At 64.2% G+C, this 17,290-nt stretch carries 21 protein-coding genes; 8 read left to right on the forward strand and 13 right to left on the reverse strand.

What is annotated here, in order from left to right; translation table 11 throughout:
* Position 1: 1 nt before the first annotated feature.
* Positions 2 to 316 carry an ArsC/Spx/MgsR family protein gene (locus tag F3W81_RS10495; protein WP_193079121.1) on the reverse strand — a complete coding sequence of 105 codons (315 nt, stop codon included), beginning with the start codon at positions 314 to 316 and terminating at the stop codon, positions 2 to 4.
* Between the two features lie 193 nt (positions 317 to 509).
* On the opposite strand from F3W81_RS10495, the gene F3W81_RS10500 reads away from it, so the two are divergent.
* The gene (locus F3W81_RS10500; RefSeq protein ID WP_193079122.1) at positions 510 to 716 is read left to right on the forward strand and encodes a cold-shock protein; all 207 of its coding nucleotides are present in this window, start codon (positions 510 to 512) and stop codon (positions 714 to 716) included.
* Between the two features lie 124 nt (positions 717 to 840).
* On the opposite strand, the gene F3W81_RS10505 is transcribed toward F3W81_RS10500, so the two are convergent.
* The 4 genes from F3W81_RS10505 to thyX form a co-directional block, all read right to left on the reverse strand.
* Complete coding sequence (locus F3W81_RS10505) at positions 841 to 1,116, reverse strand: hypothetical protein (RefSeq protein ID WP_226941635.1); 276 nt, start codon at positions 1,114 to 1,116, stop codon at positions 841 to 843.
* Between the two features lie 163 nt (positions 1,117 to 1,279).
* A complete protein-coding gene (locus F3W81_RS10510; RefSeq protein WP_193079124.1) occupies positions 1,280 to 1,690 on the reverse strand; it encodes a DUF2177 family protein in 411 nt (136 codons plus the stop codon).
* Positions 1,691 to 1,961: 271 nt separating this feature from the next.
* Positions 1,962 to 3,014 carry a type I restriction endonuclease gene (locus tag F3W81_RS10515; protein ID WP_193079125.1) on the reverse strand — a complete coding sequence of 351 codons (1,053 nt, stop codon included), beginning with the start codon at positions 3,012 to 3,014 and terminating at the stop codon, positions 1,962 to 1,964.
* A 53-nt stretch (positions 3,015 to 3,067) separates the two neighbouring features.
* Positions 3,068 to 3,976, reverse strand: coding sequence for an FAD-dependent thymidylate synthase (thyX, locus tag F3W81_RS10520; RefSeq protein ID WP_193079126.1), 909 nt, complete (start codon positions 3,974 to 3,976; stop codon positions 3,068 to 3,070).
* A 236-nt stretch (positions 3,977 to 4,212) separates the two neighbouring features.
* On the opposite strand from thyX, the gene F3W81_RS10525 reads away from it, so the two are divergent.
* The 3 genes from F3W81_RS10525 to F3W81_RS10535 are packed head-to-tail and all read left to right on the forward strand — an operon-like array spanning position 4,213 to position 6,181.
* Complete coding sequence (locus F3W81_RS10525) at positions 4,213 to 4,641, forward strand: VOC family protein (RefSeq protein ID WP_193079127.1); 429 nt, start codon at positions 4,213 to 4,215, stop codon at positions 4,639 to 4,641.
* 11 nt (positions 4,642 to 4,652) lie between these two features.
* On the forward strand, positions 4,653 to 5,453 hold the full coding sequence (locus F3W81_RS10530; protein WP_226941636.1) for a DUF1194 domain-containing protein: 801 nt from the start codon (positions 4,653 to 4,655) through the stop codon (positions 5,451 to 5,453).
* Complete coding sequence (locus F3W81_RS10535; RefSeq protein ID WP_226941637.1) at positions 5,450 to 6,181, forward strand: DUF1194 domain-containing protein; 732 nt, start codon at positions 5,450 to 5,452, stop codon at positions 6,179 to 6,181. Before F3W81_RS10530 ends, F3W81_RS10535 begins: the two co-directional genes overlap by 4 nt.
* A gap of 93 nt (positions 6,182 to 6,274) precedes the next feature.
* Here F3W81_RS10535 and F3W81_RS10540 read toward each other — a convergent pair whose 3' ends face one another.
* The 3 genes from F3W81_RS10540 to F3W81_RS10550 form a co-directional block, all read right to left on the reverse strand.
* Positions 6,275 to 6,775, reverse strand: coding sequence for a MarR family winged helix-turn-helix transcriptional regulator (locus tag F3W81_RS10540; protein ID WP_193079129.1), 501 nt, complete (start codon positions 6,773 to 6,775; stop codon positions 6,275 to 6,277).
* Positions 6,776 to 6,946: 171 nt separating this feature from the next.
* Positions 6,947 to 7,213 (reverse strand): FAD assembly factor SdhE, encoded by a 267-nt coding sequence (locus tag F3W81_RS10545; RefSeq protein ID WP_193079130.1) that lies wholly within the window; start codon positions 7,211 to 7,213, stop codon positions 6,947 to 6,949.
* On the reverse strand, positions 7,210 to 7,605 hold the full coding sequence (locus F3W81_RS10550; protein WP_193079131.1) for a helix-turn-helix domain-containing protein: 396 nt from the start codon (positions 7,603 to 7,605) through the stop codon (positions 7,210 to 7,212). Before F3W81_RS10550 ends, F3W81_RS10545 begins: the two co-directional genes overlap by 4 nt.
* Positions 7,606 to 7,698: 93 nt before the next feature.
* Between F3W81_RS10550 and F3W81_RS10555 the strand changes: the two genes are divergently transcribed.
* A complete protein-coding gene (locus F3W81_RS10555) occupies positions 7,699 to 8,901 on the forward strand; it encodes a pyridoxal phosphate-dependent aminotransferase (protein ID WP_193079132.1) in 1,203 nt (400 codons plus the stop codon).
* A 32-nt stretch (positions 8,902 to 8,933) separates the two neighbouring features.
* The gene (locus tag F3W81_RS10560; protein ID WP_193079133.1) at positions 8,934 to 9,335 is read left to right on the forward strand and encodes a hypothetical protein; all 402 of its coding nucleotides are present in this window, start codon (positions 8,934 to 8,936) and stop codon (positions 9,333 to 9,335) included.
* Here F3W81_RS10560 and F3W81_RS10565 read toward each other — a convergent pair.
* On the reverse strand, positions 9,332 to 10,744 hold the full coding sequence (locus tag F3W81_RS10565) for an MATE family efflux transporter (RefSeq protein WP_193079134.1): 1,413 nt from the start codon (positions 10,742 to 10,744) through the stop codon (positions 9,332 to 9,334). The genes F3W81_RS10560 and F3W81_RS10565 overlap by 4 nt on opposite strands.
* Before the next feature lie 243 nt (positions 10,745 to 10,987).
* On the opposite strand from F3W81_RS10565, the gene F3W81_RS10570 reads away from it, so the two are divergent.
* Together F3W81_RS10570 and parE are read left to right on the forward strand one after the other, a co-directional pair.
* The gene (locus tag F3W81_RS10570; protein WP_193079135.1) at positions 10,988 to 11,650 is read left to right on the forward strand and encodes a DUF2461 family protein; all 663 of its coding nucleotides are present in this window, start codon (positions 10,988 to 10,990) and stop codon (positions 11,648 to 11,650) included.
* A 165-nt stretch (positions 11,651 to 11,815) separates the two neighbouring features.
* The gene (gene parE / locus F3W81_RS10575) at positions 11,816 to 13,774 is read left to right on the forward strand and encodes a DNA topoisomerase IV subunit B (RefSeq protein ID WP_193079136.1); all 1,959 of its coding nucleotides are present in this window, start codon (positions 11,816 to 11,818) and stop codon (positions 13,772 to 13,774) included.
* Positions 13,775 to 13,813: 39 nt separating this feature from the next.
* Here the strand turns inward: parE and F3W81_RS10580 are convergent, their stop codons facing one another.
* The 4 genes from F3W81_RS10580 to F3W81_RS10595 all read right to left on the reverse strand — a co-directional run bounded on the left by F3W81_RS10580 (position 13,814) and on the right by F3W81_RS10595 (position 17,284).
* Positions 13,814 to 14,512, reverse strand: coding sequence for an ABC transporter ATP-binding protein (locus F3W81_RS10580; RefSeq protein ID WP_193079137.1), 699 nt, complete (start codon positions 14,510 to 14,512; stop codon positions 13,814 to 13,816).
* Entirely contained in the window at positions 14,505 to 15,752 is a 1,248-nt protein-coding gene (locus F3W81_RS10585; protein WP_193083796.1) for a lipoprotein-releasing ABC transporter permease subunit, read from the reverse strand. The genes F3W81_RS10580 and F3W81_RS10585 overlap by 8 nt, the downstream gene beginning before the upstream one ends.
* A 141-nt stretch (positions 15,753 to 15,893) precedes the next feature.
* On the reverse strand, positions 15,894 to 16,703 hold the full coding sequence (locus F3W81_RS10590; protein WP_193079138.1) for an SseB family protein: 810 nt from the start codon (positions 16,701 to 16,703) through the stop codon (positions 15,894 to 15,896).
* Positions 16,691 to 17,284: a uracil-DNA glycosylase family protein gene (locus tag F3W81_RS10595; protein ID WP_193079139.1), complete on the reverse strand. Its 594-nt coding sequence runs from the start codon at positions 17,282 to 17,284 to the stop codon at positions 16,691 to 16,693. Before F3W81_RS10595 ends, F3W81_RS10590 begins: the two co-directional genes overlap by 13 nt.
* Between the last annotated feature and the right edge of the window lie 6 nt (positions 17,285 to 17,290).

Consider the following 17,290-nt stretch of genomic DNA (forward strand, 5'->3'; position numbering starts at 1 on the left):
ATCAGCCCAGCAGCGCCGCGCGCACCTCGGGTGTCCACCCCAGATAGAGAGTCTCGCCCTGCTCGATAAGGGGGCGCTTCATCAACAGCGGGTGTTCGCGCAGCAACTCGCGCATCGGGCGGGCACGCGTCGCCTCGTCCAGCGCGCGCCAGGTGGTCGAGCGGCGGTTCAGAAGATCGTCGCCAAAGGTTTCCGCAGCGCGCTGCAACAGCTCCTCAGGCAGACCATCGGTGCGGATATCTGTCAGCTCCGGATTGCCGAGCTCTTTCAACGCTTTGCGACAGGTATCGCAGGCCTTGATTCCATAGACATTCATTTTCGTCTCCCTGCCTGTCATTCGCACAATTGCAAAGCTGCGCCACGGCGCGGCCCTTGTTTTGCTTGCTTTTTACAAAACGAATGCAATCCTGACCATGTCGCATGGCGCGAAAGTGGTGAATTTTCGCACTCAAGCGCCGTGATACATATGACCCGCCCGGGCGGGACGGAAAGGCAAAAGGAGAGACGGAATGCCTGTAGGCACCGTGAAATGGTTCAATACGACAAAGGGTTACGGATTTATCGAACCCGAAGAAGGCGGCAAGGATGTGTTTGTGCATATCTCAGCCGTCGAACGGTCCGGACTGACCGGATTAGCCGACAACCAGAAGGTCGGCTATGAGCTGTCCGAAGGTCGCGACGGCCGCGAAATGGCCGGAGATCTCAAGCTCTTGTAAACGATAGCCGGTACGCGGAGGCGCTGCGTCAGCCAACATCGGGTCGGAGTACCGCGCAAGAGCCGTGGAGGACAACCGTGGCACTTGCAGATCAGGCACCCGATTTACAAGCAAAATCAAGACGTCAGGCCGGGTCCTTCTGTGGGGACCCGTCCGACAAGCCACCCTGCCAGTCTTCGCCCATGGCGACGATGCAGGAGGTGCCGGTGGCATAGGTGACAACCATCGTCCAGTCGCCGCTGGGGGCCGTCCAGAGCTCCATCACCTGTTCGGGGCCGTGTAGCCCCATGGCCTCGCGTCTGCTGCCAAGGCGGGATGTCAGTCGCTTCTGCATCGCCGGGCTGGTGTCGCAGATCACCTCGGAAATCGGTGATGCGGCCTGAACAGGACTCAGCGACATGGCGATTAAAGCACATGGTATCAGTGGGTTGACTGGTGGGGTTCTGCGTGTGGCGATGCGGGTGATCATGGTCGGTCCCTGTCTGCTCTGCCCAAAGTGTAACAGAAACATGACAGAAATTCGACAGGAGTTTATTGCGGCTCTGCGGTCAGGGCTGCTGTTTTCAGGACGGTGTCGGGAAAAGGCGCGACAGGATCAGCACGCCGAGGAACGCCGAGAAACCGGTCAGCACCGTGCCCCATATCAGATCTGTCGCGACCATCTGAGGCGCCCAGCCGCGCAGGGTGGCGAAGTTGGTGAACTCATAGGTGCCATAGGCCATGGCGCCGAGAATAGCCCCGTTTACAAGGGCTTGGGAGGCAGACCCTGACGCCATCGCGGGCAGGGACACGAACCACAGGACGCCGCCGACGTAGAAGAGATAGAAGATCGCGGCGGGGCCGAGGCGAGGGTCTTCGCGTACCAGATCGCCCAAGTGGCTCTCGAACAGGGGGCGCATGACGAATTTCAGCATGACGGCGTCAAGGCCTAGGAAGATCACGGCGGTGACGAGGTAGAGAACGAGGGTTTGCATGGGGCCTCCCGGGCGGTGTTTCAGGAAGGGTACGCCGGGGACCGTGGGTTGGATCACAGCAATCTTGGCGCAGGGCGGAGTTTTCGGATCGGGAGGCTGAAAAGGGCGTAATTTGGGATGTCGGTATCCGGTCGGTATTTGAACGGTAATTGAACGGTGCGAAATCCTCGGGTGCGGCGCGGATGGAGCGGTCGAGGGGGCGCTGCCCCCGCCTGCGGCCCCCTGGGATATTGGGCACAGGGAAACATGTGGGTGGTGCAACAGAACCCGCTCAGGCGGCGTATTTCGTGAGGGTGGCGAGAAGGCGGTCGCGCAGCTCCATCATGTCGTCGAGATCGGTGATCGGGATGCGCTCCTCTGACTCGCCGTCGAAAAGGCCGATGTATTTTCTGGCGCGATTGAAGTGCAGGCGCGCGAGGGGTTTGCGGTTGTTGTCATCCAGTAGCACCGCGCAGTAGCTTTTGGCGTCGCGCAGGGTGATGCGGGTCGGGGCGACATGGCCGCGCAGCAGGGTCTTGACGATCAGCCAGCCCTCGATCTCCTCCTCTGTCGTGTCGGTGGCGTCGGACGGTGGGGTGTCGGGCAGGCCGGGGGCGGGCTCTTCGGGAGCATCGCTGAGGGCGCTGGACAGCCGGGCCCTGAGTTTATCGCGCTCAAGCTCCTTGAAGGCGGCGGTGGTGGCGGTGGTCAGCATGTCCCGCAGGGCGAGGCTGGAGCGACCGTCGTAGACCTGCGCGGCGATCAGTTTGACCAGCGGTTCGGGCGGGGCCTCCATCCAGCCGGCCAGAAGTCGCTTGATCAGAGAGACGTATTTCAGGCGCTCGGCCTGCTGCAGGATATTGTCGATATCAAAGGTGCTGCGGGAGAATTTCGACAGCTCGTTAAGGCCGGAGCTGGAAAAATCCAGCAGATCGAAAATCAGGAAAGGACGTCGGTCCAGCTTGTTCGGTTCGTCCAGATCGGAGAAAAAGCGATATTCGCGGCCGTTGGTCAGGATGGCAAATCGTGCATTCGTAACGGTAAAATAGCGAAACAGCTGCGAGAGGTGTTTTTCGTTGAGCTGGGTGTTCAATCCTTTGCATTCGATCAGGATCGAGATGTCGTTGCCGGTCTTGATGGCGTAGTCGACTTTTTCGCCCTTTTTGCCAACCGCATCGGCGGTGAATTCGGGCACCACCTCAGCCGGATTGAAAACGTCATAGCCGAGCGCCTGCAGAAAGGGCAAAATCACGGACGTCTTGACGGCTTCTTCGGTCTGAATGGTTTCTGAGAAATCGGTCAAGCGTTTGGCCAAGGCCAGTATTGCGCTTTCCAAGCCTGTCATAATGAAGTCCCCCTGAGCCCGTCATTGGCTGTCAGGGGGACCTATCTGTCAAGTTATTCCAGAAAACCCTGAAATTCGCGCCATTCGCGTTTGCTCATGCCACAGTTTTCCTCGGTCACGGCCTCGCCCGCCAGCATGCGGCGCAGGCAGTCCATCATCTGGGAGGACATGGTGACGGCGCCCAGGCGGTAATCCTCGAAGGCCTTGTAGGCGAAGGGCACCCAGTCGGCGACGATCTTGCACATGGCATCGGCATAGACGCGGATTTCGTATTGCGCGTGGGCGTCGGCGCGCAGCCGCAGGAAATGCAGCAGGTTGTGCAGATCGACCTTCCAATACCATTGCGTGTAGATATTGGCGGGCAGGTTCATGCGGGCCAATTCGCGCGCGAGGCCCTGCTGGCCGTTGTCCTGGCTGATCATGTCCTGGTAATGGTCATAGGCGCGGCTGCTGTCCGCCTTGAGGAATTCGAGAACACGGGCGGCCTCTTCGCCCTCCAGCAGCTCTCCGCGGCCCTGATTGTTGATCTGGGATTGCGCATTCAGCGCGTCGGGCGCGGGAATGTAGAATTCGCGATCCAGGATCGAGTAACGCGCGGAGTATTCGTTGACGTTGGCGGTGCGGTGGCGGATCCACTGGCGGGCAACGAAGACCGGCAGTTTGACGTGCAGCTTGATCTCGCACATCTCAAAGGGGGTCGAGTGCCAGTGGCGCATCAGATAGCGGATCAGGCCTTCGTCGTTCTGCACCGATTTGGTGCCCTTGCCGTAGGAGACGCGGGCGGCCTGGCAGATCGCGGCATCGTCGCCCATATAGTCGATCACCCGCACGAAGCCGTGATCAAGGACGGGATGCGCGGTGTAGAGATGCGCCTCCATGCCCGCAACGGTGGCGCGCAGTGTGCTGGCGGTGGCGCTGCGCTGCGCATCAATCTCGGCCTGCTGGTCGGGGGAGAGCGGCATGGGCGAATCCTTTCCTCAAAATCGGGCTTAGATCACTTTACCTTTTCGAAAGGGAGAGAAAAATCCTCGATCCCCAAGCAGAGAGGCATGTGACCTCGCCCGATCGCAAGAAGCAGGTTTTGGCGTCGACATGGGCGGCGGGACTGCTAGGTTCAGCGCCATGGTGGTGCCGCCCGGTGCGGCACCGGAAAGATGACAGACGGCCCGCCAGAGGTGGGGCGACAAGGAGTTTTGCGATGAAGGTACGTTACCTGCATACGATGGTTCGCGTGAAGGACCTTGAGAAGACCATGGCATTTTTCGAGCTGCTGGGGCTGAAGGAAACCCGGCGGATCGACAACGAGGGTGGGCGCTTCAGCCTGATCTTCATGGCTGCTGAGGGGCAGGAAGAGTGCCCGGTCGAGCTGACCTACAACTGGGATGGCGATGATGATCTGCCCAGCGACAGCCGCCATTTCGGCCACCTCGCCTATAGCGTCGGCAATATCTACGAGATGTGCCAGACGCTGATGGATGCCGGTGTGGTGATCAACCGGCCGCCGCGCGACGGGCATATGGCCTTCGTCCGCTCGCCCGACAATATCTCGGTCGAACTGCTGCAGGAGGGCGGCTCGCTCGAGCCCGCAGAACCCTGGCTGAGCATGTCGAACACGGGTCATTGGTAGGTCCACAGACTGTGAAACGGCCCCTGCCCTTTGGGTGGGGGCCGTGGCTGCGCCGCGCTCTCGGGGCGGTTTTGACGACGGCGCTTGGCGCCGGGATGAGCGCGGCGGAGGAAAGCTCTGCAAAGTCTGGCACTGTTTTTGCTGAACTTTCACCGGCGCAGTTGGCGGCGGCGCCCTGTCGGTTGGCGCTTGTGCTGGCGCTGGATGTGTCCGCCTCGGTCGACGAGGGCGAATATGCCCTGCAGCGGGATGGCCTGGCGGCGGCGCTGCGGGCCCCGGATATCCAGCGCGCCATCCTGAATGGGCAAGGCGGCGTGGCGCTGTCGGTGTTTGAATGGAGCGGGCGGCAGCAGCAGGCGGTGATCCTGCCTTGGGTGCTGCTGCGCGATGTGGCGACGCTGGAGGCGGCCATCGCCGCGATCGCGCAGGCGCAGCGCAGTTACAGCGGTTTTCCGACGGCTTCGGGCTATGCTCTGGGGTTCGGCGCGGGGATGCTGCGCGCGGCCCCCACCTGCGATCGGCAGGTGATGGATGTCTCGGGCGATGGGATCAACAATGAGGGCTTTGCCCCGGCGCTGGCCTACAAGCACTTTCCCTTCGACGGGGTCACGGTGAATGGGTTGGCCGTGCTGGGCCCGGACGAGGGCGTCCTGCAGTTCTACCGGGACCAGATCCTGCGCGGGCCCGGGGCTTTCGTCATCACCGCCGAGGGGTTCGAGGATTTTCATCGCGCCATGACACTGAAACTGTTTCGTGAGATCAATGACATGCAGGTGGGTGAGCGGGCGAAGGTGGAGACATGTTGCGGATGAGGCGTGTTGTCATGGCGGCCCTTCTGGCGCTGCTGCCCCTTGGCGCGCAGGCAGAGGCCTGTCGGCAGGCGCTGGCGCTGGGGCTGGATGTGTCGGGATCGGTGGATGATACCGAATACCGCTTGCAGCTGGACGGGCTGGCCGCAGCGCTGGACAATCCACAGGTGCGCGAGGCGCTGATGCAGATGCCCGATGCGCCGGTGCGGCTGATGGTGTTCGAGTGGTCCGGGCCAGACAATCAACGGGTGCTGGCACCCTGGACGGTGATCAGCGGCGACGAGGCGCTGAGCGCCCTGCAGCAGAAACTGCGCCGGGTTGCGCGGGTGCAGATGGATCCCTCGACCGCGATTGGGGCGGCGATGCGCTTTGGCGCGGCTTCTCTGGCGGCGCAGGGGACATGCTGGCGGCAGGTTCTGGATGTCTCGGGCGACGGGATACACAACACCGGGCCTCACCCCAGAGAGGTCGACATGGGCCCGCTGACAGTGAACGGGCTGGTCATAGGCGAGGCCGACAGGGGCGCGGGCGGCATTGCTCAGCTGATGGCCTATTACCGCGCTTACGTGCTGCGTGGCCCGGATGCTTTCGCCGAAGCCGCAATTGGGTTTCGTGACTTTGAGGCGGCAATGGTGCGCAAACTGCTGAAAGAGCTGGAGTTCCCATCGGTGTCACAGGGGCGTCCTTTGGGCGATGCGGTGCGCGAGGCGCAGATCAGAGCAGCCGAGTGATGCCTCTTGGCGATTCCCGAAACAGGGACGCGCAGCGCCGAGATTGATGCCTGCGGGCTTCTGCCCGTCTGGCCCACTGACGGGGGACACCCGTCAGTAGATATAGCGGATCTGGTCGGTCCAGAAGCGTTCGATGCGCCGGAACGAGGTGTTGATTCCCTCAAGCCCGTTGAGGTCGATGACAGCGCGATGTTCCAGACCTTCGGCATGGCGCACGAACAGCTCCTCCACCACGTCGCGGATGTCGCGGCCCTTTTTCGTCAGGCGGACACGGACCGAGCGGCGGTCGATCTCGCATCGCTCGTGGTGCATGTAGCCCATTTCGACCAGTTTCTTGAGGTTGTAGCTGACGTTGCTGCCCTGATAGTAGCCACGGCTTTTCAGCTCGCCCGCGGTCACCTCGTTTTCGCCGATGTTGAACAGCAGCAATGCCTGCACCGCGTTGATCTCGAGCACGCCTACGCGTTCGAATTCATCCTTGATCACGTCCAGCAAAAGGCGATGCAGACGCTCTACCAGCGCGAGGGTATCCAGGTAGCCCGTCATGAACCCCTGTGGCGCGGTGCGCGGCCCGATCGCGTTCTGAATGCTCATCCAAGTTCTCCGTCCATTCTTGTCGGACGGAAATTGGATGAAATTCCCGAAAATTATGTTAATTCCAAATGGATAGACCGTTCCGTGGTTAACGAAACCTCGCCAAACCATGGCGGAGCGTGGCGCAGCCGGTCTTCTGCGTCTGCAGCCACGCCTCCGGGATCGGTCCGTTCAGGGATATTGCGCGATGCGGGTGATCATCGGCGCCAGCGCGGCGGGGGGCGCTTCCTGCCCCGAGACCCACTGGTAGAGATCCTGATCGTTCTGCGCCAGCACCTGATCATAGGCGTCGAGGTCGCTGTCGCTCAGATCCGCCAGGCTTTCGGAAAAGCGCGACAGGATGATGTCCATTTCCTTGATGCCGCGGCGCATGGAGCGCATGTGCAGGCGCTTCAGCCGGGTTTCACGGGCCTCGCCTGTGGGCACGGGTTCGGTCATGCGGTGGGTTCCTTGAGCGATTTCCTGATGCGTTTTTCCAATAGACCGATCCGTTCGGCCATGCCAGTCATCTGGGTGCGCAGGGTGCGCATTTCCTGCAGCGCCTCGAGCACGCCGGGATCGGGGGCCGGGGCCTCAACCTCGTCCGGGGGGGCGACGCCATCGCCCTCGCCCGTCAGCAGCCAGGTGAACGAGACGTTGAGCAGCCCCGCCAGCATCTGCAGCTTGTTGGCGCGCGGCTCGGACAGATCCTCCTCCCAGCTGCGCAGGGTGCCGAGCTTGATGCCGAGGCGTTTGGCGAGCTGTCCCTGCGTCATGCCCGCGGCAGACCTTGCCGCCTCTATCCGGTCGCCGAAGGTGGCGTTTTCAGCGCTGTACCAATCATCCGTCATCAGTCTTCCCCTGTTGCAGGCCGATCTGCCTTGAACGGCTGTGGGGACCAGCCTAAGACGGGTCGACCCCAATTACAAACCGGAGTGCGGCCCATGGCCTTTCTGTCCGACACCTTGTCCCGCGTCAAACCCTCGCCCACCATCGCCATGACCAACAAGGCCGCCGATCTGAAGGCCGCCGGTCAGGACGTCATCGGGCTGAGCGCCGGAGAGCCGGACTTTGACACGCCGGAAAATATCCGCGCCGCTGGCATCGCCGCGATCAACGCGGGCAAGACGCGCTACACCGGCGTCGATGGCATTGCCGAGCTGAAGGCGGCGATCTGCGCCAAGTTCAAGCGCGACAACAAGCTCGACTATACCCCGGCGCAGGTCAGTGTCGGCACCGGCGGCAAGCAGGTGCTCTACAACGCGCTGATGGCAACGCTGAATCCCGGCGATGAGGTGGTGATTCCGGCCCCCTACTGGGTCAGCTACCCGGATATGGTGCTGCTGGCGGGCGGTGTGCCGGTGACGGTCGAGGCGACGCTGGAGGATGATTTCAAGATCACTCCGCAAGCGCTGGAAGCCGTCATCACCCCCAAGACGAAATGGCTGATCTTCAACTCTCCGTCGAACCCGACGGGCGCGGGCTATGCCTGGGACGAGCTGAAAGCGCTGACCGATGTGCTGCTGCGCCATCCCCACGTCTGGGTGATGAGCGACGACATGTACGAGCACCTCGCCTATGGCGACTTCAAGTTCTGCACCCCGGCAGAGGTCGAGCCGAAGCTCTATGAGCGCACGCTGACGGTCAATGGTGTTTCCAAGGCCTATGCGATGACCGGCTGGCGGATCGGCTATGCAGCGGGCCCGGTCGAGCTGATTGCCGCGATGCGCAAGGTGCAGAGCCAGAGCACCTCCAACCCCTGCTCGATCAGCCAGTGGGCGGCAGTCGAGGCCCTGAACGGGCCGCAGGATTTCATCGCCCCCAACAACGAGATGTTCGTGCGGCGCCGCGATCTGGTCTGCGGCATGCTGAACGCGATCGAGGGCGTCACCTGCCCGGTGCCGGAGGGGGCGTTCTACGTCTATCCGTCGATCAAGGGCCTGATCGGCAAGACCAGCAAAGCCGGCACGGTGATCGAGGATGACGAGGCCTTTGCCACGGCGCTGCTGGAGGAGACGGGGATCGCGGTGGTGTTTGGCGCGGCCTTCGGCCTCAGCCCGAACTTCCGCATCTCCTACGCCACCTCGGACGAAGCGCTGAAAGAGGCCTGCGGGCGGATTCAGGATTTCTGCGCAACTTTGTCGTAAACCTCGGCTGGGTCCAGCCAAGGGGAGCGTCGATGTCTGATCTGCCGCAGTACTTCTTTCGTGTGCGCGAGAACGGCGCCTTTGTCTTTCGTCTCGATCCGCAGGGCAGGTCCCGGCGGGTCGAGATGGACCAGATCGCCAGCGCCAATATCCGCAATGGCGAGATCAAGGCGCATGGCACCCGCGCGCTGGAGCCTGAGGATATCCGCGCCATTGAGGTGTGGATGACGGATCGGCAGGCGACCCTCGCCGCGCGCGAGATCGACGATATCTATCGCGCGGTGGACCATCTGAACCTGACGGCGCAATGGGCGCAGGCCAGGGCCTCGGATGCGCAGCTGGAGGCGGTGACGGATCAGCTCTTGCTGGCGATGCATGATCTGCGCGGCGTGCTGGTGCGCAAGCAGGCAGAGCGGATCGCCCCTGAGGGCTAGACGCGCGGTGCGGGCCGGGCGGTGCCGGCCTTGATGCCGAGCCGGGCCGATACCTCGGCCTGAACGGCGGGGATCATGGTGCGCCAGAGCCGCGCCATCATCAGCACAGCGGCCAGCGCCAGCCCGGTCGCGAGCCCCAGCCAGACACCGACGCCGCCCAGCCCCCACGTAAAGCCAAGGACATAGGAGGTCGGCACGCCGACCACCCAATAGCTGACGGCGGCATAGACCATCGGGCGCTGCGTGTCCTGCAACCCCCGCAGCAGGCCAAGCGCCATGACCTGAAACGCATCCGCCAGCTGGAACACCGCCGAAGCGAGCAGCAGCATGCTGCCGACGCGGATGATCTCGGCGCGGGCCGGGGCCTCGGGGTCGATGAATAGGCCCATCAGTGCACCGGGGATAGTGACAAAGGCGATGATCGTCGCGACCACGGCAATGCCCGAGAGCACCAGCGCCATACGCGCACCGCGCTTGAGGTCCGAGATCGTGCCACGGCCATGGGCGCGGCCTGCCCGCACGGTCGCCGCCTGACTGAGGCCGAGGTGGATCATGAAGGTGACGGAGGTGATCTGCAGCGCAATGCCATGGGCCACCAGCGCGGTCTCGGACACCCAGCCCATCATGATGGAGGAGGCGCCGAACAGCCCGACCTCGGCCACCAGCGTCAGCCCGATCGGCCAGCCGAGGCGGAAGACATCGCCCATGACTTCCCAGTCGGGTCGCCAGAGGCGCACGAAAAGCGCGTGCTCAGGGATCGAGCGCTGCACGTAGATCACCAGAAAGACCACGGTGGCGAAGTGCATCACCAGCGAGGCAATGGCGGCCCCGCGAATCCCCAGCTCAGGTGCGCCCCATTCGCCGAAGATCAGCGCGTAGTTGCCCGCCGCGTTGACCGCGACGGCAACCAGCATGGCGATCAGCACGACGCGGGTCCGCTCCATCGCGGCGAGGTGGCTTTTCAGCACCATCGCGGCATGGGCGGGGAAAATCCCGTAGGCCAGAATATCGAGGTAGAGGCCCGCCTGCTCGGCCACATCGGGCTTTTGCCCAAGGGCAAGGAACAGCGCCTCGGCGTTCAGCAGGATCGGCAGGCAGACGAGGCCCGCGCCCATCGACAGCCACAGCGCCATGCGCGTCACGCGCCGCGCCCGGGTCATGTCGCCGCGCCCCTCGGCCGCCGCCACCAAGGGCGCCACGGCAGAGGCAAAGCCGGTGCCCGCAAGGAACAGGATCAGGAACAGCGAGCCGCCCAGCACCTCGCCCGCCAGCGCGGTGGTGTCGTACCAGCCCAGCATCATCGCATCGACCAGCGACAGCGAGACCTGCGCCAGCTGACTGCCCGCGAGGGGAAGGCCGAGCACAAGGATGGCCCGGATGTGTTGGGGATATGTCATGGCAGGGATCATGGACAGGCCTTACGATGGGGCGGCCCACTGGGCAAGAGGGTGCAACGCGCACAGGCGGAGGCTGTAATTGTGCAAAACCGCTCGCTCCGCTTTGGAACGAGCGCCGGCTTTACGTCGTTTTGGCGCGCACGACAGCGGGCTTTGGCCTCTCTGGCCATAAACGGCAGTGGGCTTTGCGCGATTTTGCCGTAAAGGGGGGGCGACGTGGCGATGTGCCCGCCGCAGCTATGAGAGGACCGCATGATGAGTGAGGCATTCGACACACTGGTGCCCGAGGCGCAGGATTTCTGCACCCGACTGAATGACGACAATTCGACCGAGTGGTTCGAGGCCAATGCGGCCGAGTTCGAGACAAAGCTGCGCGCGCCCGCGCAGGCCTTGCTGGACAGCCTGCGCCCCAGACTCGCCGAGATGACCGGCGGTGCCTGCACCACCACCCTGTTCGGCCTTGAGCGGGACGAGAAATTTGCCAAGGGCGAGCCGCCCTTCAAGCCGCATCTGCACATGATGTGGAACGCCCCCGCCGAAGACGACCAGCCGCTGGGCTGGTTCCTGCGGATCGAACTGGACCGGATCCGGGTCGGTGCGGGCTACATGAAATTCGAGGGCGAGGCGCTTGAGCGCTGGCGCGTGGCGCTGGCGGGCAAGCATGGCGACCGCATCGACGATGCCATCGGCGCACTGATGGCGCAGGGCGCCAACCTGCGCGCGCCGAGCCTGAAGCGGGTGCCGCCGCCCTATTCCGAAACCCACCCGCGCGGGCCTCTGCTGCGCCACAAGGGGCTGACCGTCTGGGCCGACCTGCCCCGCCCGGAAAAAGGCTTCGACGATGCGGTCATGGCAACGTTTGAGCTGTTCTGGCCGGCGATGAAGCTGGTACGCGGCGCGGTGCGCAACTACGAATAGCGGTGCGCGCCTCGGGAACAGACCGGAAACGGGCAAGACTTGCCCGCTCCGGCCCTTTGTTCACGCGGCGTCATCCCTGAATGCGACCCCTCTGCGCCACAGGCCTTTCCCCCGGCCGGGCGCACTGCCATAATGGCCGCCAACAATAAGCACCGAGAGCAGCACATGTCAGACGATCTTTTGAACGGCGCGGGCCCGGAAACCTATGACGCCTCCTCGATCGAGGTTCTGGAAGGACTGGAGCCTGTTCGCAAACGCCCCGGCATGTATATCGGCGGCACCGACGAGCGCGCCCTGCACCATCTGGTCGCCGAGGTTCTGGACAACTCGATGGACGAAGCGGTGGCGGGCCATGCCAACCGCATCGAGGTCGATCTGCATGCCGACGGCTCGATCACCATCCGCGACAACGGGCGGGGCATGCCGTTCGATCCGCACCCGAAGTTCCCCGGCAAATCCGCGCTGGAGGTGATCCTGTGCACCCTGCACGCGGGCGGCAAGTTCGGTGGCAAGGCCTATGAGACGTCGGGCGGTCTGCACGGGGTCGGTGCATCCGTGGTCAACGCGCTGTCCGATCATATGGTCGTGCAGGTGGCGCGGGATCGCAAACTGGTGCAGCAGCGATTCTCGCGCGGGATCCCGCAGGGACCGCTGGAGGACATGGGCGCGGCGCCGAACCGGCGCGGCACCACGACCACCTTCCACCCCGATGCCGAGATCTTTGGCAGCCACAAGTTCAAACCGGCGCGGCTGTTCAAGTCGATCCGCTCCAAGGCCTATCTGTTCTCAGGCGTGGAAATCCGCTGGAAAACCGCGATTGATGATGGTGAGACGCCGCTTGAGGCCGTTTTCCACTTTCCCGGCGGTCTGGCCGACTACCTCAGCGAGACGATGAAGGGCATCACCACCTATGCCGATCGTCCCTTTGCGGGGCGCGTCGACTTCAAGGAACGCTTTGGCGTGCCGGGGCGTGTCGAATGGGCGATCAACTGGACGCCTGCCCGCGATGGCTTCATCCAGTCCTACTGTAACACCGTCCCGACCCCAGAGGGCGGCACCCATGAGCAGGGCTTTTGGGCCGCCGTGCTGAAGGGCGTGCGCGCCTATGGCGAGCTGGTGAACAACAAGAAGGCGGCACAGATCACCCGTGAGGATCTGATCGTCGGCGGCTCGGCCCTCGTGTCGTGCTTCATCCGCGAGCCGGAGTTCGTCGGCCAGACCAAGGACCGGCTGGCGACGGTCGAGGCCGGGCGGCTGGTCGAGGGCGCGGTGCGTGACCACTTCGACAACTGGCTGGCGGCGGATACCAAATCGGCGGGGGCGATCCTCGACTTCCTGATCCTGCGGGCGGATGAACGTCTGCGGCGCAAGATGGAAAAGGAAACCTCGCGCAAGACGGCGACCAAGCGGCTGCGTCTGCCGGGCAAGCTGGCGGATTGTTCCAACACCGCGCGTGAGGGGACAGAGCTGTTTCTGGTCGAGGGCGATTCGGCAGGTGGTTCGGCCAAGATGGCACGCAACCGCAAGACACAGGCGCTGCTGCCCCTGCGCGGCAAGATCCTGAACGTGCTGGGCGCTGCCAGTGGCAAGATCGGTGCCAACCAGGAAATCGCGGACATGTGTCAGGCGCTTGGCGTCAATCTGGGCAGCAAGTTCCGGGTCGACGATCTGCGCTATGACAAGATCATCATCATGACCGACGCGGACGTCGATGGCGCGCATATCGCGGCGCTGCTGATGACGTTCTTCTTCACCCAGATGCGCCCGATGATCGACAACGGGCATCTGTATCTGGCCTGCCCGCCGCTGTTCCGCCTGACGCAGGGCGCGCACCGCGTCTATGTGCAAGACGAGGCCGAGCGGGACATCTGGCTGGAGAAGGGTCTGGGGGGCCGTGGCAAGATCGACGTGTCGCGCTTCAAGGGTCTGGGCGAGATGGACGCGAAGGATCTGAAGGAAACCACGATGGACCCGAATTCGCGCAAGCTGATCCGCGTCACCATCGACGAAGACGAACCGGGCGAAACCGGCGATCTGGTCGAGCGGTTGATGGGCAAGAAGCCCGAGCTGCGGTTCCAGTACATTCAGGAAAACGCCAAGTTCGCGGTCGAGCTGGACGTCTGAAAGGAGATGAGGGGGCCCAAGCGGCCCCCTCTTTGTATCTTACCCCTCGCTGAGGGTGCCTGTGTCCAGACGCAGGGTCCGGTCCATCCGGGCGGCAAGGGCAAGGTTGTGCGTGGCGATCAGGGCCGAGAGGCCGGTGTCGCGCACCAGCGCCATCAACGCATCGAACACCGTATCCGAGGTCGTCGGGTCGAGGTTGCCGGTCGGTTCATCCGCCAGCAGCAGCGCCGGACCATTGGCCAGCGCGCGGCAAAAAGCGACGCGCTGCTGTTCGCCGCCCGACATGGCGGCGGGGCGGTGGGTGGTGCGGGCCGAGAGGCCGACGCGGGCCAGCAGATCCTCGGCGCGCTCCTGCGCCTCTTTGCGGGGGGTTCCGGCGGCGAGTTGCGGCAGGACGATATTCTCGGCAGCGGTGAATTCGGGCAGCAGGTGGTGGAACTGGTAGATAAAGCCGACCTTGTCACGGCGCACGGCGGTGCGGCGACGATCCGAGAGGCCGGACATCTCCTCGCCGCCGATGCGCACCGTGCCGGTGTCGGGCTGATCCAGCAGGCCCGCGATATGCAGCAGCGTCGATTTACCGGCACCCGAGGGCGCGACGAGGGCGACGACCTCGCCGCGCTGCACGCTCAGCGAGACATTGCGCAGCACCGTGATCTCGTTCGGCTTGCCGGGGTTGTAGCCCTTGCAGAGGTCGCGCAGCTCCAGCACGGGGGCGGAGTTTTCAACATCATTCATAGCGCAGGGCCTCGACCGGGTTCATCCGGGCCGCGCGGCGGGCCGGAAAGATGGTGACCCCGAAGGACAGGATCAGCGAAAGCGACACGGCCGAGAGGACATCATGCCATTGCAGCTTGGCCGGCAGCGCGTAGAGGCCGCGCACCGACGGGTCCCAGACGCCGCCGCCCGAGACATAGTTCACCACGGCGAAAATCGGGTCGATGTAGACCGTGAAGACCACGCCAAGCACCAGCCCCACCAGAGTGCCGATGATGCCGGTGAAGGCGCCGCAGATGAAGAAGACGCGCAGGATCGAGCCTTCGGTCAGGCCCATGGTGCGCAGGATGCCGATGTCGCGGCCCTTGTTCTTGACCAGCATGATCAGCCCCGAGACGATGTTCATCGCCGCGATCAGCACGAGGATCGACATGATGATGAACATGACGTTGTCCTCGACCGTCAGGGCCCGCAGGAAACTGCCCGAGGCATCGCGCCAGGTCCAGGCCATGGCGTTGTCCCCGGCAGCGCTGAGGATGGCGGGAACGACGTCATCCACCGCTTCGGGATCATCGAGCATCACCTCGATCTCGTCCGCGGCGCCTTCGCGGTTGAAGTAGGACTGCGCCTCGGTGAAGGGCATGTAGACTCGGGTGCGGTCGATGTCATAGCGCCCGGCGGTGAAGATATAGCTCACGTCATAGGTGCCGACGCGGGGCGAGGTGCCGAAGGCGGTTTTCACACCGTCGGGCGAAATCAGCTTGATCCGGTCACCGGGGACAAGGCCGAGTTCGCGCGCCACGCCAGAGCCGATGGCGACGCCGGAGCTGAAGTTGGCGATATCGCCCATGGAGTCGAGCGGCTGGGCAATGCGCGGGATGCTGTCGAGGTCGGCCGGGGCGATGCCAAAGATCTCGACGCCAGCGTTGCGCCCGTTCATCGTCGCCATGACCTGCCCCTTGATCAGGGGGGCTGCGCGACTGACACCGGGGACGGCCGCGATCCGCTGGGCCATCTCGGTATAGTCGGGGATCGAACGGTCGAGCTGGCCGTTGCCGTTCACATCGCCTGCCGAATAGACCGTGACATGGGCATTGGCGCCAAGGATCGTGTCGACGAACTCAGCCCGGAAACCAGCGCGCACCGACAGGGTGGCGATCAGTGCAAAGACCGCGAGGGCGATGCCGATCAGCGAAATCCAGGTCATGACGGAGACGCCACCCTCGGCGCGGCGGGCGCGCAGGTAGCGCCAGGCAATCATCCACTCGAACGGGGCGAAGGGGGGGGCGGATCTGCTCAAGCTGTTGTCCTGCTTTTTCTTCTGGGCTGGGGCGGAAGGTGGAGCCGGGGCGGCACCGCGTCAAGGGCAGTCGACCCTGCCCCGGCGCAGGGTCGCCGAGCCTCAGCGCAGGATCGGCGGTTTATTCGGGTCCGAGCCGGGGGCGACATGGGTGATCTCCTGTGCCTCTTCGGCTGCGGGCAGGTCAAAGCGCAACCCAACCCGCGCGAGGGAGGCCGCGTGGCGGTCGGTCGCGGCGAAGAAGCCGACGTCCATCTGCCCGGCCTCGACGCCGGAGAATGTCAGCGCCTCGGAGGCGGCCTTGGCCAGCGACGGCTCGGCCCCCGGCACGGCGTCGATGAAGGCGAGCATATGGCTGCGGCGGCCCTGATCATCCTCAGTGCCGGCCAGAAAGGCGCAATCGGCAAGGCCGGTGGCGGTGGCGAGCTTGGCGTCGATGGCGGTGATCAGATATTCCGGCAGGCCGTGCGGCGGGTGGAAGGCGGCAATCTGCGCCTCAACCTCGTCCGGGGCGTGGGCGACGGTGTCGCGCAGCCAGTCGACGGCCTCGGGCGGGATCAGGATGGCGGAGGGGGTCTCGAGGTTGACCGCAAGGCCGACGCCCTGCCCGGCCAGCTGATCGACGATGGTGCGCCCCGACAGCGCCGCGTAGGGCGAGGGGCGACCGGTGAAGGCCGAGAGGCGTTCCTCGCGGTCGAACAGCAGCACGAACTGCACGTCCTCGACCGGGAACATCTCGGGGCTGGCATTGCCGCCATCGGCCTCGGCGCTCAGCAGCAGAAACAGCTCGCTATCGGCGAGGCGTTCGTAGAAGCGCAGGCGGACGTTGTCATCGTCGGGCGCGGCCTCCATCGCGGCATGGGCGGCGTCGAGCGCGGTGATATCGGGGTGGTCATGGGTCAGGTCGGACATGTCATTGCCTTTCGGACTTCGGCGCGCAGCACCGGGAGGAGGTCTGTCTCGAACCACGGATTGCGGCGCAGCCATGCCGTATTGCGCCAGGACGGATGAGGCAAGGGGATCGTGCCGGGCAAATGATCGCGCCAGCCTGCAACGGTCTGCGTCATGGGTGTGCGGGTGCCAAGGTGGATGGCCTGCGCGTAGCCCCCGATCAGCAGGCGCAGGCGCAGGTTCGGCAGCTGCTGCATGACGCCTGCGTGCCATGTCTCGGCGCAGATCTTGGGCGGCGGCAGGTCCGACCCCTTGGCGTCGTAACCGGGAAAGCAGAAGGCCGAGGGCAGGAACGCCATGCGCTGCAGGTCGTAGAAGTCATCCCGGCTGACCCCCATCCAGTCGCGCAGACGATCCCCGGAGCGGTCGTCGAAGGGGCGCTGTTTTTCATGCGCCTGAAGGCCGGGCGCCTGCCCTGCGATCAGGATGCGCGCGGCTGGGTCCAGCCAGACCACGGGGGCGGGCTGGTGGCGCGTTCGGGTCGCGGCAAAGCGCGTGGCACAGAGGCGGCAGGCGCGGATATCGGCAAAGGGATCGCTCATGGGGGA

It is taken from the genome of Pseudooceanicola spongiae, from assembly GCF_014899185.1.
Classification (GTDB): Bacteria; Pseudomonadota; Alphaproteobacteria; order Rhodobacterales; family Rhodobacteraceae; genus Pseudooceanicola; species Pseudooceanicola spongiae.